13 protein-coding genes are annotated in these 14253 nt (G+C 67.8%); 9 read left to right on the plus strand and 4 right to left on the minus strand.

The window, feature by feature from the left end:
* Positions 1-88 precede the first annotated feature (88 nt).
* Positions 89-1756: an ATP-dependent helicase gene (locus QZM35_RS07655; RefSeq protein ID WP_089432881.1), complete on the plus strand. Its 1668-nt coding sequence runs from the start codon at positions 89-91 to the stop codon at positions 1754-1756.
* 56 nt (positions 1757-1812) lie between these two features.
* On the opposite strand, the gene QZM35_RS07660 is transcribed toward QZM35_RS07655, so the two are convergent.
* Complete coding sequence (locus tag QZM35_RS07660) at positions 1813-3372, minus strand: methyl-accepting chemotaxis protein (RefSeq protein WP_301775720.1); 1560 nt, start codon at positions 3370-3372, stop codon at positions 1813-1815.
* A gap of 229 nt (positions 3373-3601) precedes the next feature.
* Here QZM35_RS07660 and QZM35_RS07665 point away from each other — a divergent pair, with 229 nt between their 5' ends.
* Positions 3602-5116 carry an MDR family MFS transporter gene (locus QZM35_RS07665; protein ID WP_301775721.1) on the plus strand — a complete coding sequence of 505 codons (1515 nt, stop codon included), beginning with the start codon at positions 3602-3604 and terminating at the stop codon, positions 5114-5116.
* A gap of 59 nt (positions 5117-5175) precedes the next feature.
* Here the strand turns inward: QZM35_RS07665 and QZM35_RS07670 are convergent, their stop codons facing one another.
* On the minus strand, positions 5176-6174 hold the full coding sequence (locus QZM35_RS07670) for a quinone oxidoreductase (RefSeq protein WP_089429071.1): 999 nt from the start codon (positions 6172-6174) through the stop codon (positions 5176-5178).
* Between the two features lie 131 nt (positions 6175-6305).
* On the opposite strand from QZM35_RS07670, the gene QZM35_RS07675 reads away from it, so the two are divergent.
* From QZM35_RS07675 to QZM35_RS07700, 6 genes are all read left to right on the plus strand, one after another.
* A complete protein-coding gene (locus tag QZM35_RS07675) occupies positions 6306-7178 on the plus strand; it encodes a LysR family transcriptional regulator (RefSeq protein ID WP_174972352.1) in 873 nt (290 codons plus the stop codon).
* Between the two features lie 87 nt (positions 7179-7265).
* Positions 7266-7826 carry a GNAT family N-acetyltransferase gene (locus tag QZM35_RS07680; protein ID WP_174972349.1) on the plus strand — a complete coding sequence of 187 codons (561 nt, stop codon included), beginning with the start codon at positions 7266-7268 and terminating at the stop codon, positions 7824-7826.
* 9 nt (positions 7827-7835) lie between these two features.
* Positions 7836-8675, plus strand: coding sequence for a MerR family transcriptional regulator (locus QZM35_RS07685; RefSeq protein ID WP_089427206.1), 840 nt, complete (start codon positions 7836-7838; stop codon positions 8673-8675).
* 123 nt (positions 8676-8798) lie between these two features.
* Complete coding sequence (locus QZM35_RS07690) at positions 8799-9782, plus strand: sulfonate ABC transporter substrate-binding protein (RefSeq protein ID WP_089427205.1); 984 nt, start codon at positions 8799-8801, stop codon at positions 9780-9782.
* A 414-nt stretch (positions 9783-10196) separates the two neighbouring features.
* The gene (locus QZM35_RS07695) at positions 10197-10400 is read left to right on the plus strand and encodes a cold-shock protein (protein WP_006485974.1); all 204 of its coding nucleotides are present in this window, start codon (positions 10197-10199) and stop codon (positions 10398-10400) included.
* A gap of 276 nt (positions 10401-10676) precedes the next feature.
* On the plus strand, positions 10677-10901 hold the full coding sequence (locus tag QZM35_RS07700) for a hypothetical protein (protein ID WP_089427204.1): 225 nt from the start codon (positions 10677-10679) through the stop codon (positions 10899-10901).
* A 107-nt stretch (positions 10902-11008) separates the two neighbouring features.
* Here the strand turns inward: QZM35_RS07700 and QZM35_RS07705 are convergent, their stop codons facing one another.
* The gene (locus tag QZM35_RS07705; protein ID WP_143329889.1) at positions 11009-11206 is read right to left on the minus strand and encodes a hypothetical protein; all 198 of its coding nucleotides are present in this window, start codon (positions 11204-11206) and stop codon (positions 11009-11011) included.
* A 9-nt stretch (positions 11207-11215) separates the two neighbouring features.
* Complete coding sequence (locus QZM35_RS07710; protein ID WP_301775823.1) at positions 11216-12634, minus strand: CoA transferase; 1419 nt, start codon at positions 12632-12634, stop codon at positions 11216-11218.
* 118 nt (positions 12635-12752) lie between these two features.
* On the opposite strand from QZM35_RS07710, the gene QZM35_RS07715 reads away from it, so the two are divergent.
* Positions 12753-14042 carry a citrate synthase family protein gene (locus tag QZM35_RS07715; protein WP_301775824.1) on the plus strand — a complete coding sequence of 430 codons (1290 nt, stop codon included), beginning with the start codon at positions 12753-12755 and terminating at the stop codon, positions 14040-14042.
* Positions 14043-14253: the final 211 nt, after the last annotated feature.

The following is a 14253-nucleotide window of genomic DNA, read 5'->3' on the forward strand; positions in this document are numbered from 1 at the left end:
GCGCGGCACGGCGGTCGTGAACCGGTGCATAGCTCAGTACAATAGCCGCACCCGTTCACGCCCACGCCGGCTTCCGCCGCCCGACGCCATGGCCCGCCTCATCCCCGACGACTGGAAAAGCCTCGCCGCGACCGGCGCGGCCGAACGCGAGCGCGAAACGCTCGCCGCGCTCGAACACGCGCTGCCCGACAGCTACACCGTGTATCACGGCGTGCACTGGACCCGCGCCGACCAGGCGTTCTCGGTGTTCGGCGAGGCCGCGTTCGTCGTCGTGAGCCCGGCCGGCCGCGTGCTGCTGATCGAGCAGAAAGCCGGCTTCCTGCGCGAAACGCCGAAGGGGCTCGTGAAGGTCTATCTGCAGAAGGAACGCAATGTCCCGATCCAGCTCGCGCGCACGCAGGAAACGCTGCACCGGCGCCTGACGGCCGCGCTCGGCGCGGGTGTCTACGGCGTCGAGGCGCTGCTGTACTGCCCCGACTACTCGATCCGCGACGCGTCGATCGCCGGCGTCGCGGCCGACCGCATCGTCGATGCATCGCGCAAGGCGCAGCTCGCGCAGGTGATCCTGCAGATCCTGCCGGAGGACGACGAACACTTTCCGAACGCGCCGAAGCTCCACCACTTCCTCGCGGACGAGCTCGCGCTCACGCCCGACACGAGCGCGCTCGTCGGCCAGGCCGGCACGCTCGTCACGCGGCTGTCGGGCGGGCTCGCCGCGTGGGCGCGCCAGCTCGAATTCGCGCCGTTCCGGCTGCGCGTCACCGGCACGGCCGGCTCGGGCAAGACGCAGCTCGCGGTGCAGGCGATGCGCGATGCGGTCGCGGCCGGCAAGCGCGTGCTCTACGTGTGTTTCAACCGGCCGCTCGCCGACTACATCGCGCGCATCGCGCCGCCCGGCGCGAAAATCGCGAACTACCACCAGCTGTGCGACTGGGTCGCGCGCGACGGCGGCTATACGCCCGACTTCCAGGTACCCGGCGAATTCGAGCGGCTCGAGGCGCGCTTCGCGGCAACGCCGATTCCCGAGCGCTGGCGCTTCGACGTGCTGGTCGTCGATGAAGGACAGGATTTCCATGCGCCGTGGGCGGCCGCCCTGGCGCGCTTGCTGGCGCCGGAAGGCGCATGGTGGTGGCTGGAAGATCCGCTGCAGAACCTGTACATGCGCGAGCCCGTCGCGCTGCCGGGCTGGGTCACGCTGAAGGCGCTCACGAACTACCGCAGCCCGCGCGACCTGCTCGAATTCGTGCGCGACATCGTCGGCCGGGTCGAGCCGCTGGCGGCCGAGCTGCGCTCGGGCAGCCCGTTCGACGGTTCGGATCCGTCGGTGTCGTCGTACGGGGAAGAAGGCGCGTCGGCAGACGCACTGGCCGACGCCTGCATCGACGCGACCAAGCGGGCGATCACGCATGCGCTGTCGCTCGGCTTTCGCAAGCAGGACATCGCGGTGCTGTCGTATCGCGGCCGCGAAGGCTCGGTGCTCGCGCCGCTCGACCAGCTCGGCCCGCACCGGCTCAAGAGCTTCACCGGCAAGTACGACCTGTTCGGCAACCCGGAGTATCGCGAAGGCGACGTGCTGCTCGATTCGATCTACCGCTTCAAGGGCCAGTCGGCGCCGTGCGTGATCCTCACCGAGGTCGACTTCGACACGCTCGACGCGCGTGCCGCGCGCAAGCTGTTCGTCGGCGCGACGCGTGCGACGATGAAGCTGCTGATCGTCGCGTCGTCGCGCGCGGCCGCGCAACTCGCGGCCGTCTGATGTAACGGGCGGACGGCAGGCGGGCAAGCGCCCGCCCCGTCGCCGCCCGCGGTCGATCAGGCGACGCGGAACGCGCCGACCGCGCGGCGCAGCCCGTCGGCCTGCTCTTCCAGCGACGCGGCAGCCGCCGCAGCCTGCTCGACGAGCGCCGCGTTCTGCTGCGACACCTGGTCCATCTGCGACACCGCGCGGTTCACCTGCTCGATCCCGTCGCGCTGCTCGTTCGACGCAGCCGCGATCTCGGTCATGATGCCCGTCACGCGGCCGATCGCCTGCTGGATGTCCTGCATCGTCGCACCCGCCGTGCCGACGAGCCGCGAGCCGGTCGCGACGCGCTCGACCGATTCGCCGATCAGCGTGCGGATTTCCTTCGCCGCCGACGCCGAACGTTGCGCGAGCGTGCGCACCTCGCCCGCGACCACCGCGAAGCCGCGGCCCTGCTCGCCCGCGCGCGCGGCTTCGACTGCCGCATTCAGCGCGAGGATGTTGGTCTGGAACGCGATGCCCTCGATCGTGCCGATGATGTCGGCGACCTTCTGCGAGCTCTGGTCGATCTCGTTCATCGTGCCGATCACTTCGCCGACCACCGTCGCGCCGCGCGTGGCGATCTCGCTCGCGGTATCCGCGCAGGCCTGCGCCTGCATCGCATTGTCCGCGTTCTGCTTCACGGTCGCGGTGAGCTGCTCCATGCTCGCGGCCGTTTCCTGCAGCGCGGACGCCTGTTCCTCGGTGCGCTGCGACAGGTCGGTGTTGCCGGCCGCGATCTGGTGCGTCGCCGTCGAGATCGCTTCGGAACCCTGGCTGACCTGGCGGACCGTATCCGCGAGGCTGCGCTGCATGCCGGTCACGCCCTTGACCAGCTCGGCCATCTCGTCACGCGACGACCAGCGCACCTCCGACGTCAGGTCGCCTTCCGACAGGCGGCGGAAATGCGACAGCAGCCGGTTCACCGGCTGGGTGATCGCGTAATGCAGGCCGATCGCGCAACCGAGGCACGCGGCCAGGCCGAACGCGATACCGGCGATCGCGCCCGCGCGCATCCAGCCGTAATAGGTCTGCGCGGTGTCGTACACGTCCTTGCCGCGTGCGACCTGGTACGCATCGAGCGCATCGGTCGCCTGCGTGAGCGCGACCGACAGCGGCGGCGCAACCGACATCAGCAGCCGGTCGGCCTCGTCGCGACGGCCGTCGCGGACCGCGTCGATCATCGGCTTCAGCGCCTGCCCGATCAGCGCCTGGCGCGCGGCGTCGAGGCGGCTCGCGAGCGGGCCTTCGTCGCCGTCGTGCGGCATCGACGCGTAGCCGCGCCAGGCGGTGTCGGCCTTCGCGAGATAGCTCTCGGCCTTCTTGACGAGATCGGGCACCTCCGGCGCTTCCGGATGCAGCATCGCGCGGTCGATCGTCGTGCGCACGATCGTCAGGTTCAGGCTGGCCGCCGACAGCGCGGTCTTCGCAGCCAGTTGCTGCGTATAAGCCTCGTCGAGCGCGCGGTTCGAGCTCTGCATGCCGGCGAGGCCGATCAGCCCCGATACGACGAGCAGCGCGGCAACGAGGCCGAGCGTGGAGAAAATCCGCGTACGGATCGAGAAACGGGAAAACAGGGCGTTCAGGTTCATGACGGGACGAGAGCGATGAAAAGTGCCGCGGCAATCGGTCCGCAGCACTCTGGATTACGGTTTGCCTGCAAAAAACTTGAGTCCGTCCCCGCTTTCCCGTGATCCCGGTCAATTTTCCGGGCCGGCAATCTCCTGTTGCGGTTGCAACACATCGAGGCTGGGCAGAAATTGACCAGTCAACTATCAATGGCTATATTCGACACAATTCCCTGCCATGGCAGATATCTCGATGACAACCGACACCCTCCTCACTCCGCCGGCCGCCGAAACGGCCCGCCGCGACGCGCCGACCGGGCTGATCGTCGCCGCGCTGCTGCTCGTCATGCTGCTGTCCGCACTCGACCAGACGATCGTGTCGACCGCGCTGCCGACGATCGTCGGCGAGCTCGGCGGGCTCGACCAGTTGTCGTGGGTCGTCACCGCGTACCTGCTCTCCTCCACCGTCGTGCTGCCGTTGTACGGCAAGCTCGGTGACCTGTACGGCCGCAAGATCGTGCTGCAGGCCGCGATCGTGCTGTTCCTCGCGGGCTCCGCGCTGTGCGGCGTCGCGCAGGACATGACGCAGCTGATCGTGCTGCGCGCGGTGCAGGGGCTGGGCGGCGGCGGCCTGATGGTCGTCACGATGGCCGCGATCGGCGATCTGGTGCCGCCCGATCGCCGCGCGCGCTACCAGGGGATGTTCGGCGGCGTGTACGGCCTCGCGACGATCATCGGCCCGTTGCTCGGCGGCTTCCTGGTCGAGCACCTGTCGTGGCGCTGGATCTTCACGATCAACCTGCCGCTCGGCTTGCTCGCGCTCGCGGTGATCGGCGTCGCGTTCCGGCCGCACACCGCGCACGTGAAGCACCGGATCGACTACATGGGCGCCGCGTTCCTCGCCACCGCCCTCACCTGCGTGATCCTGTTCACGAGCGAAGGCGGCTCGCTGCTGCCGTGGACGTCGCCGCAGCTGTGGATGACGCTCGTGCTCGGCATCGTCGCGATCGGCGGCTTCATTTACGAAGAGCGGCTCGCGGCCGAGCCGATCATGCCGCTCGAACTGTTCCGCCATCGCACCTTCGTGCTGGTCAGCCTGATCGGCTTCGTCGTCGGCATCGCGCTGTTCGGCTCGGTCACGTTCATTCCGCTCTACCTGCAGGTCGTGAAGGGCTCGACGCCGTCGCAGGCCGGGATGCAGCTGCTGCCGATGATGGGCGGGATGCTCGTGACGTCGATCGTCAGCGGCCGGCTGATCTCGCGGCTCGGCTCGTACCGGATGTTCCCGATCCTGGGCACGCTGACCGGCGGCATCGCGATGGCGCTGCTGTCGACGCTGACGCTCGATACGCCGCTGCACACGATGTACACGTACATGGCGCTGCTCGGGATCGGCCTCGGCATGGTGATGCCCGTGCTGACGCTCGCCGTGCAGAACACGGTCGAATTCCGGCACATGGGCGTCGCGACGTCGGGTGCAACGCTGTTCCGCTCGATCGGCGGCTCGCTCGGTGTCGCGGCGTTCGGCGCGCTGTTCTCGCACGGGCTGCAGTCGCGGGTGATGGCTGCGCTGCCGGCCGGCACGGCGCTGCCGCCCGCGCTCGGCCCGGCTGCCGTGCACCAGTTGCCGGATGCCGTGCGCGACGCGTACCTGCATGCGTTCGCCGGTTCGCTGCACGTCGTGTATCTGGCCGCGGCGACGGTCATCGCGATCGCGTTCGTGCTCGCGTGGTTCGTCGAGGATGCGCCGCTGCGCAAGCACCACTGAGCCTCCCGTGGATCGCGATGCGAGCATCGACCCGCATCGCGATCCCCATCCCCCCGCCATCACGGCACCAGCACGACCCCACCCGTCGTCGCGCGCGACTCCAGCAACCGGTGCGCATCGGCCGCCTGTTCGAGCGGCAGCCGCGCGCCGATCTCCACGTGCATCCCGCCTGCCAGCCGTTCGAGCGTCGCGCGCGCAGCCTCGCGATATCCGTCGACGTCACGCGCGATGAAGCCGAGCACGCTCGGCCGCGCCAGCGCGATCGACCGCGCCGGTCCCAGTTCGTCGAGATCGAACGTCTGCCGCGCACCGATCGCGGCCACCTGCCCGATGCTCGCGACCATCCCGAACGGACGGACCGCGCCGAGCGTGCGCGTCAGCACGTCGCCGCCGATCCCGTCGATCGCGTAATCGACTCCCGCGCCGCCGCCGAACGCGCGGGCCGCCGCGACAAAATCCTCCTCGCGGTAATCGACGACCGCGTCGGCGCCATGCTTGCGAACAAGCGCGGCTTTCGCGGCCGACCCGACCGTGCCGATCACCCGCGCGCCGAGCGCACGCGCCCATTGCGTCGCCAGCAGCCCGACGCCGCCGGCCGCCGCATGCACGAGCACCGTGTCGCCGGCGCCGACATGACGGACGCGATGCAGCAGCATGTAAACGGTGATCCCTTTCAGCAGTCCGGCCGCGGCGCCTTCGTCGCTCAGGCCGTCGGGAAGCGGCAACACACGCTCGGCCGGCATCGTGCGCAGGCTCGCATAGCTGCCGGTCGGCATACCCGCATACGCGACGCGCTGACCAGGGACGAGCTCCATCACGCCCGGCCCGACCGCATCGATCACGCCGGCCGCTTCGACACCGAGCGCATCCGGCAGCGCCGGCAACGCGTGTGCGCCCGACCTGAAATAGATGTCGACGAAATTCACGCCGATCGCGGTCTGGCGAATCCGCACTTCGCCGGCACCGGGCGGCGCGACGGGCGCATCGACGCGGCGCAGCACGCCGGCGTCGCCGTAACGGTCGATCCCGATCCGGATGGCGGTGGCAGTCTGGGTCATGACGTTCCTCGTAATCGAATGAAGTGACACGATCATCCCATCGTGCATAATCGAACGGAATTCCCGCCAACCGCCCACCTACTGTGCAAAATTCGACCGATCAGGATCCCGTTTCCGCATCCGCATTGCCGATGAGCTGGGACGACGTCCGTTATTTCCTCGCGGTGATGCGCGGCGGCAGCCTGTCGGCCGCCGCGCGGGCGCTCCAGGTTCAGCACTCGACGGTCGCGCGGCGCATCGACGCGCTGGAGTCCGCACTCGGCATCCGGCTGTTCGACCGGCTGCCGCGCGGCTGGCCGCCGACCGACGAAGGGCTGCACCTTGCCGAGCACGCGGCACGCATCGAAACCGACGCGCATGCGTTCGCGCGCGCCGCCCAGGGCGCGGCGGCGCTCGACGGCGTGGTGCGCGTATCGGCGTCGCCGGTGTTCGCCAGCCACTTCCTCGCGCCGCGGCTCGCCCGCGCGCAGCGCGCATGGCCGGCGCTGCGGATCGACCTGCTGGGCGAGATGCACGCGGCGAACCTGTACGCACGCGAAGCCGATCTCGCGGTGCGGCTGTCGCGGCCGACCGAGCCGGGGCTCGCCGCGCGCCGGCTCGGCACGATGCGCTTCGCGCTGTGCGCGTCGCCGGAATGGGCGGACGCACCGCCCGACACCTGGCCGTTCGTCGGCTACGACGACGCGCTCGCTCAGACGCCGCAGCATCAGTGGCTCGCCCGCTTCGCGGCCGGGCGCCGTTTCGCGTTCGTCACCAACGACCTGGCCGCGCAGCATCGCGCGTGCGCGGCCGGCGCCGGCGTCGCGCTGCTGCCGCGGTTTCTCGTCGACGATCCGGCCGCGCATGCCGGCGCGCCGCTCGTCGAGCTGACGGCCGCACCGCGTTGCGACATCGAGCGCGAGATCTGGCTCGTCGTCCACCCGGACGTGCGCCGGTCGCCGCGCGTGCAGCGCGTCGCCGACGCGATCGCCGAAGCCGTTCACGCGGCGGACGGACGGCTGTAGGCAGCTGCCTCCGCACACGGCTTTGCCATACGCGCCAGCGGCCGGCATAGTAGCGGTCTCCATTCGGAATGCACCGGACCCGCCGCCATGCTCACCACTCCCGCCTGCGTCGTTCGCGACGCGACCGACGCCGACCTCGATGCGATCCACGCGATCTATGCGCACCACGTGCACCACAGCGTCGCGTCGTTCGAGGAAACGCCGCCCGACGTCGCCGAACTGCGCGCGCGCCGCGACGCGGTGCTGCGCGACGGGCTGCCATACCTCGTCGCCGAATGCGACGGCCGCGTGGCCGGCTACGCGTACGCGACGCCGTACCGCACGCGCAGCGCGTACCGCTTCACGATCGAGGATTCGATCTACATCGACGATGCGCAGCGCGGGCGCGGGATCGGCCGCGCGCTGCTCGCCGCGCTGATCGAACGTTGCGAGGCCGGCCCGTGGCGGCAGATGATCGCGGTGATCGCCGACGGCGGCACCGGCGGCTCGACGTCGCTGCATCGCGCGTTCGGCTTCGAGCCGGCCGGCATGCTGAAGGCGGTCGGTTTCAAGCACGGCCGCTGGATCGATACGGCGCTGCTGCAGCGCCCGCTCGGTGACGGCGCGCGCACGCTTCCCGTCTCGCCGGAGCCTCCCACGTCGCGCTAGAATGGCCGCATGTCAAAACAGACTCATTCCACACCCGACGAGGCGGCGCCGGACTCCCGCAACGAGTACACGGTCGACGAACTTGCACGCGTGTCCGACACGACCGTGCGCAATGTCCGTGCGTACCAGGATCGCGGTTTGCTCGCGCCGCCGGAAAAGCGCGGCCGCGTCGGCATCTACGACGACACGCACGTCGCACGGCTGAAGCTGATCAACCACCTGCTCGCGCGCGGCTACACGCTGTCGAACATCCAGGACCTGATCAAGGCGATCGACGAAGGCCACGACCTGCGCTCGATCCTCGGTCTCGAAAACGCGATCGGCGGCCGCTGGTCGCACGAACTGCCGAAGACCTATTCGCTTGCCGCGCTCGCGCAGATGTTCGGCCCGCAGGCCACCACGCAGCTGTCGCGCGTGACCGAACTCGGCCTGCTCGAACGGCGCGGCCTGTCGTTCGTCGCCAAGAGCCCCGCGCTGCTCGAAGCGGCCGCCGCGATGACCAAGGAAGGCATTCCGCCGCGCGAGCTGCTCGACGTGATCAGCCTCGCACGGCCGCATTTCGACGCGATCGCGCGGCTGCTCGTTGATCTCGTCGTGAAGCGGCTCGACCGCTACGACGCGGGCACGCTGCCGCCCGCCACCGACGTGCCCGAACTGGTCGATGCGATCTGGCGCCTGCGCCCGCTCGCGGCCGTGTTCGTCGAAGGCGAGACGAACCGCGCACTGGAAACCGCGGCGAGCGCGTATCTCGGCGGCCGCGTCGCGACGATCCTCGACAAGAAGCTCAGCGACGAGGCCGCGCGGCAGTCCGGCACACCTTCACCGGAAAACGGCGGCGACGAAGCATAGGCGCGCCGCAGTCATATTGATATCGGCAATGCTTCGTTTGCGGGCGTGATTGCCCATGCGACGATTCTTCCAACCGAGCGGCACCGCCGCTCGCCCGAAGACGTTTTGCATGGAGTCCGTTCGATGATTCGTTTCACCCGCTGGATCGCCCGCACCGCCGCCGTCACCACGCTCGTCGCGCTGTCCGCCGCGTCGGCTTTCGCGCAAGGCGGCGCCGACAAGGTCGTGCGCATCGGCTACCAGAAGGCCGGCCTGCTGTCGGTCATCAAGGCGCAAGGTTCGCTCGAAGCGCGGCTCAAGCCGCTCGGCTATGGCGTGCAGTGGTTCGAATTCCCGGCCGGCCCGCAACTGCTCGAAGCGCTGAACGCGAACAGCATCGACTTCGGCTACACGGGCGCGCCGCCGCCCGTGTTCGCACAGGCGGCCGGCGTGCACTTCGTCTATGTCGGCGCGGAACCGCCGGCGCCGCACAACGAGGCCGTGATCGTGAAGGCCGATTCGCCGATCGGTTCGGTCACCGGCCTGCGCGGCAAGAAGATCGCGCTGCAGAAGGGCTCGAGCGCGAACTACCTGCTGCTCGAAGCACTGAAGCAGGCCGGCGTGCGCTACGACGAAATCCGCCCCGTGTATCTTCCGCCAGCCGACGCGCGCGCCGCATTCGAGAGCGGCAACGTCGATGCGTGGGTCGTCTGGGATCCGTACTACGCGGCCGCGCAGAATGCGCTGAAGGTGCGCACGCTGTCCGACTACACGGGCCTCGCGGCGACCAACAACTTCTACGAAGCGACGCGGGATTTCGCGCAGCAGCATCCGGACGTGGTCGGCGCGATCCTGAAGCAGGCGCGCGAGACGGGCCAGTGGGTCAACACGCATCCGGCCGACACGGCGGCGCTGATCGCACCGAAGGTCGGCCTGCCGCAACCGATTGTCGAGACGTGGATCAAGCGTGTCCCGTTTGGCGCGGTGCCGCTCGACGAAAAGATCGTCGCGGCCCAGCAACGCGTCGCCGATGCGTTTTATGCGGCGAAGCTGATTCCGCAGAAGCTGAACGTGGCCGACAACGCATGGGTCGACCAAAACGCGCAGCGTGCGCTCGCGGCAAAGTAGCGGGAACCCAGCGCGCAACGTGCCGAAACGGCCGCCGGGCACACGACTCGTCGGCCTTTCTTGTTCTTGTCGAATTTTCGGGAAATGCGGGACGCACTGTCGGCGTAAGCGCCAGCGCGCGAGTCTCGCGTTTGCGTTTATCGTGGACGCCCCTGCACGCCATGCCGCGCAGCACGCTCCGCTACGCAGGGCCACATCGCTTCGTCCGCAAACAGGCCGCGCGGTGAAACAGTTACAAGTTAATGATTGACGCCACCGCCGCCCAGCGGTTAATGTCTCGGTCGAAGTTCAAGAAGTCCGATTGCTGTTCATCAATTGATCGCTCCTCAGCGGTATTCGTTGTCCTCTCCCTCCTTGACGCTTCCAGCGCTCTTTCCAGAGCAAATCTTCATATTTTTATCTCAAGGAATCTTCATGGATACCGGTATCGTCAAGTGGTTCAACGACAGCAAAGGCTTTGGCTTCATCACGCCCGACAACGGCGGCGACGACCTCTTCGCTCACTTCTCCGAAATTCGCGCCGACGGCTTCAAGACGCTGGCTGAAAACCAGAAAGTGAGCTTCGAAACGAAGCAAGGCCCGAAGGGTCTGCAAGCGGCCAACATCAAGCCGCTGTAAAGTTTGAAGGACCCGGCGCCCCGTAACGGGCGCCGGGTTGCAGCGACATCCTCGCGGAGCCTGGTCTCCCAAAGTTGGCGCGATTGCTCTTGGCTGCATCGGTTCATTCCGCAGCTCGCCGCGCGCCACACGCCTCGTTGCACTTCATTCCCCCTCTGGCTGCCAAGCCCTTTTTCGCTTTACGACTGCGTCAGATTCAGCTCGCAATGGCTTTGAATCGGCATACCCGTGCACATCCGCACGGCACGCGCGCACTCGAACATCATTAAAATTAAAATGCATAACGAACAAATTCATCAATACAACGGCTATGCCGTCCAACCCTCGGCGCATCGTTTGCCCGACGGTAGTTTTTCGTCCAACCTGCTGCTTGAACGCGCCGGTAGCCCACGCACCGAAGGCCGCTACCAGTTCTATTCGCTCGATTACTTCACGAGCGAAGAGCAGGCGTTGCAGCATTCGGCCCGCTGGGCACGCAACTGGGTCGACACGCGCGGTTAAACACAACGCCCGGCCGTCGATCCAGCGACGCGCAGCGCGCCGGCGGTCTTCGCCGGCCGACTTGCTTCACTAGGCCGCCCCCTCTCCGCCGAACGCGTTCCGTCTGCTCAGGCACATCCTGATCGGCGGCCAAGGTGCGGTGGGGGGACATCCGTAAACACGCCGCCGATCGCTTCGGTCACGTGTTCCAGCACGTTCGCGGGCTGCCCGATGATGACGACCTGCGCATTGCGCTGAGCAACATTCATCGCCGTGGCCACGTCGTTTCCCGTCCCGTCGCCACTCACCGACACCAACCGACTCATCGCATCGCGTCACAGATCGTCGTTCGACGACAACCATTCGGGCTCGTACGCACCCAGCGCGCGCGCCGGATAAAACCATCGCAGCGGCGCACCGTCGATCCGTACGGGCGGCAGGAGCCGGGATGCCGGCCCCCACGACGTCGGTTCGACGTGTTCCGCACGATCACGTTGATCGTCGGCAACCAGCTCAATCACCTCGCTCATCGGCTCCGACCGCAACTGCAACTCAGCCGCCGTGCGCGCCAGCGAAGTGCGCACCTCGGTACCGACGCCCTCTTTCATTCGCGTCGTCAGCCCGCGGATCGCGGCGGTCGCCATCAGGTAACCCGTCGCATGGTCGATCGCCTGGACAGGCAAGTTCACCGGCTCATCACTGCCCGTCACGCGCATACCCGCGTCGGCGATTCCCGTGCTCATTTGAATGAGGCTGTCGAAGCCGCGCCGGTAACGCCATTCACCACTCCAGCCATAAGCGTCGAGCGACACGTCGATGAGCGCAGGATTCAGCTCGCGCCGATGCGCGGCATCGAGCCCGAGGCGCGCGAGCGCGTCCGACCGGTAACCGTGCACGACGATATCCGCGCTGCGCAGCAACTGCTTGAGCGTATCGAGATCCGCCGCATCCTTCAGGTTCAGCCGCGCACACCGCTTGCCGTGGACGACTTCGGGCACCGTGCCCGGCTCTTCCCAGCCGTACGGATCGATGCGCAGCACGTCGGCGCCCAGGCCCGCAAGAAACCGTGTCGCCACGGGGCCGGCGAGAATGCGCGTCAGGTCGAGCACGCGAATGCCGCGCAACGGCCGGTCTTTCGAAGGCCGCCAATCATGCGCGACGGCATCGGTCGCGGCACGGACATGCAGCAACGGCTCGGTTGCGACTGCGTTGCCCTGCGGATGCCCGGCCCACTCCTGCGCCGAGTACATCGCCGCTGCACAACCGCCGCGCTCGACGATCGCCTCTTCGAGCGCGCCGGCATCCCAGCGATTCACCGCTTGTGCGACCGACTGCGCATCGGCGGCGCAGCCGAGCACCGACAACGCGGCCAGCCGATGATGCGGCGCGTTCGTGTGCAAGCGGATCCAGCGATCGCGCGCCCGATAGTTGGCGGCCAGCGGATCCCATTGCGGCGGCATCGACCAGCCCTGCGGACGCAGCGACGTGCCGAACCATAGCGACGCCATGCGCCGGTCGACCCGAACCGCCGGCAACGTCCCGGTCGCTGCATGCAGCAATTCGGCAACGGACGCCCCTGCCGCGCCGATCGCCGCCGTGGCCATGTCGGTGACGCGAAATGCCGAAACCAGTTCGCCCGCCCCGCTGAAGCTGCACGACTCGAGAAAAGCCTGAGACCCACCCGCCGCGCGCCAGAACGCCCGTAGCTGACGCGACACCCGCTCGTCATCGGCCGGAGCCCGTTCCCTCGACATTTGATCGACACCCATGTTCGCCTCGCATGAATCAGGTGACGCAAAGATCGTCCCGCTCGCATTTGCTGTCAACGTTGATTATCCTGATCAACCTGTCGAACGATTCCCCCTGCGCACGATGTCGAACTACCTGAATTCGACCGCAGCCGCGGCAAGGCTCGGTGTCTCGCGGCAAACCCTCTATGCGTACGTCAGCCGCGGCCTGCTTCGCGCGGAGCCGGGCGGCAGCCACCGTGAAAGCCGCTACCTCGCGGCCGATGTCGAGCGCCTCGCGGATCAACGCGCACGCGGCCGCAAGCCGAAGGAAGTGGCGAAGGCCGCGCTGAACTGGGGGGCGCCCGTGCTCGAATCGAGCATCACGTTGATCGATGGCGGCCGGCTCTTCTATCGCGGCGTGGATGCACTCGATCTCGCTGCCCGCGCGAGTCTCGAGGAAGTCGCGGCGCTGCTGTGGCGATGCGACGAGCAGACCGCTTTCGGCCGTCACGTCCCCACGACGCCGTCAGTACTGCGAACGCTCTTCAGGCACTACGACGGTCAACGCACCGAGCAAGCGCTGCTGCCGCTCTTCACCGTCGCAAGCGAGGACGCGCCGACGGCGATCTGGCATCAGTCGGCCGATCGTCAGGCGCAGGGCTGCGGCGATCTCGTGCGGATTCTGACGGCATGCCTGCTGCGCACCCGCATCGATACCGCCCCCATCCACGCGCAATGCGCGCGGGCATGGGGCGTCGGGCCGGCGGGCGCCGAGCTGATCAGGATGGCGCTCGTGCTGTGCGCGGATCACGAACTGAACGCGTCGAGCTTCACGGGGCGGTGCATCGCGTCGACGAACGCGAGCTTGCGCGCCGTCGTGGTCGGCGGCCTGGCCGGCTTGTCGGGCGAGCGGCATGGCGCCACCACCGCGCGCGGCGAAGCACTGTGGGACGAACTGGGCAAAAAGGACGTCGAGCAAAAAATGGTCGCGCGTCTCGCCCGGGGTGACGGCTTGCCGGGCTTCGGACATGCGCTCTATCCCGATGGCGACGTGCGTGCGACGTATCTGTTGTCGCGGATCCTGCCGCGTCATCCTCAATGGAAAAGGATGATCGATACCGGGAGCACGCTCGTCGGCCAGAAGCCCTCGCTCGATCTCGCGCTGGTGGCGTTACGCAGACATTTGCGGCTTCCCGTCGGCGCGGCATTCGGCCTGTTCGCGCTCGGCCGCTCGATCGGCTGGATCGCGCACGGGCTGGAGCAGCGCGAGCAATCCGATCTCATCCGGCCGCGTGCGGTTTATACGGGGGCCTGGCCAGACGGTGCCGGAGCGGATCATTCTCGATCTCGCGGACGGGCGGGAAAGCAGCAAACAACGCAACCGGCAGCGCCGAAAGACGACATGCTTGCGGCTTTCTTCAGGAGTAGATAGGTTTTTGCTTGATGAAGTCGCGGCACGTCATCGGTGACATGTCAGCGCGTCGTTGACGTACGGAAGCAGCCAACCACTGACGTTTCGCGGATTTCGCCAACGGGTCGGCAACGCCCCTCCACGGGAATCCGCAAAGACTTTTCTCCCGATTCACGGGATACGAACAGCACACGGCACCTCGATCCGGCAATGCGCGCACCGCGCCAGCGGC

The organism is Burkholderia sp. AU45274 (assembly GCF_030482505.1).
Classification (GTDB): Bacteria; Pseudomonadota; Gammaproteobacteria; order Burkholderiales; family Burkholderiaceae; genus Burkholderia.

What these genes read in the sequence shown, in the direction of transcription:
- QZM35_RS07670 (WP_089429071.1), bottom strand. Translation starts at nt 6,174, where the DNA reads ATGACCCAGACTGCCACCGCCATCCGGATCGGGATCGACCGTTACGGC.
- QZM35_RS07715 (WP_301775824.1), top strand. Translation starts at nt 12,753, where the DNA reads ATGTCGAACTACCTGAATTCGACCGCAGCCGCGGCAAGGCTCGGTGTC.
- QZM35_RS07655 (WP_089432881.1), top strand. Translation starts at nt 89, where the DNA reads ATGGCCCGCCTCATCCCCGACGACTGGAAAAGCCTCGCCGCGACCGGC.
- QZM35_RS07660 (WP_301775720.1), bottom strand. Translation starts at nt 3,372, where the DNA reads ATGAACCTGAACGCCCTGTTTTCCCGTTTCTCGATCCGTACGCGGATT.
- QZM35_RS07700 (WP_089427204.1), top strand. Translation starts at nt 10,677, where the DNA reads ATGCATAACGAACAAATTCATCAATACAACGGCTATGCCGTCCAACCC.
- QZM35_RS07705 (WP_143329889.1), bottom strand. Translation starts at nt 11,206, where the DNA reads ATGAGTCGGTTGGTGTCGGTGAGTGGCGACGGGACGGGAAACGACGTG.
- QZM35_RS07690 (WP_089427205.1), top strand. Translation starts at nt 8,799, where the DNA reads ATGATTCGTTTCACCCGCTGGATCGCCCGCACCGCCGCCGTCACCACG.
- QZM35_RS07695 (WP_006485974.1), top strand. Translation starts at nt 10,197, where the DNA reads ATGGATACCGGTATCGTCAAGTGGTTCAACGACAGCAAAGGCTTTGGC.
- QZM35_RS07665 (WP_301775721.1), top strand. Translation starts at nt 3,602, where the DNA reads ATGACAACCGACACCCTCCTCACTCCGCCGGCCGCCGAAACGGCCCGC.
- QZM35_RS07675 (WP_174972352.1), top strand. Translation starts at nt 6,306, where the DNA reads ATGAGCTGGGACGACGTCCGTTATTTCCTCGCGGTGATGCGCGGCGGC.
- QZM35_RS07685 (WP_089427206.1), top strand. Translation starts at nt 7,836, where the DNA reads ATGTCAAAACAGACTCATTCCACACCCGACGAGGCGGCGCCGGACTCC.
- QZM35_RS07710 (WP_301775823.1), bottom strand. Translation starts at nt 12,634, where the DNA reads ATGTCGAGGGAACGGGCTCCGGCCGATGACGAGCGGGTGTCGCGTCAG.
- QZM35_RS07680 (WP_174972349.1), top strand. Translation starts at nt 7,266, where the DNA reads ATGCTCACCACTCCCGCCTGCGTCGTTCGCGACGCGACCGACGCCGAC.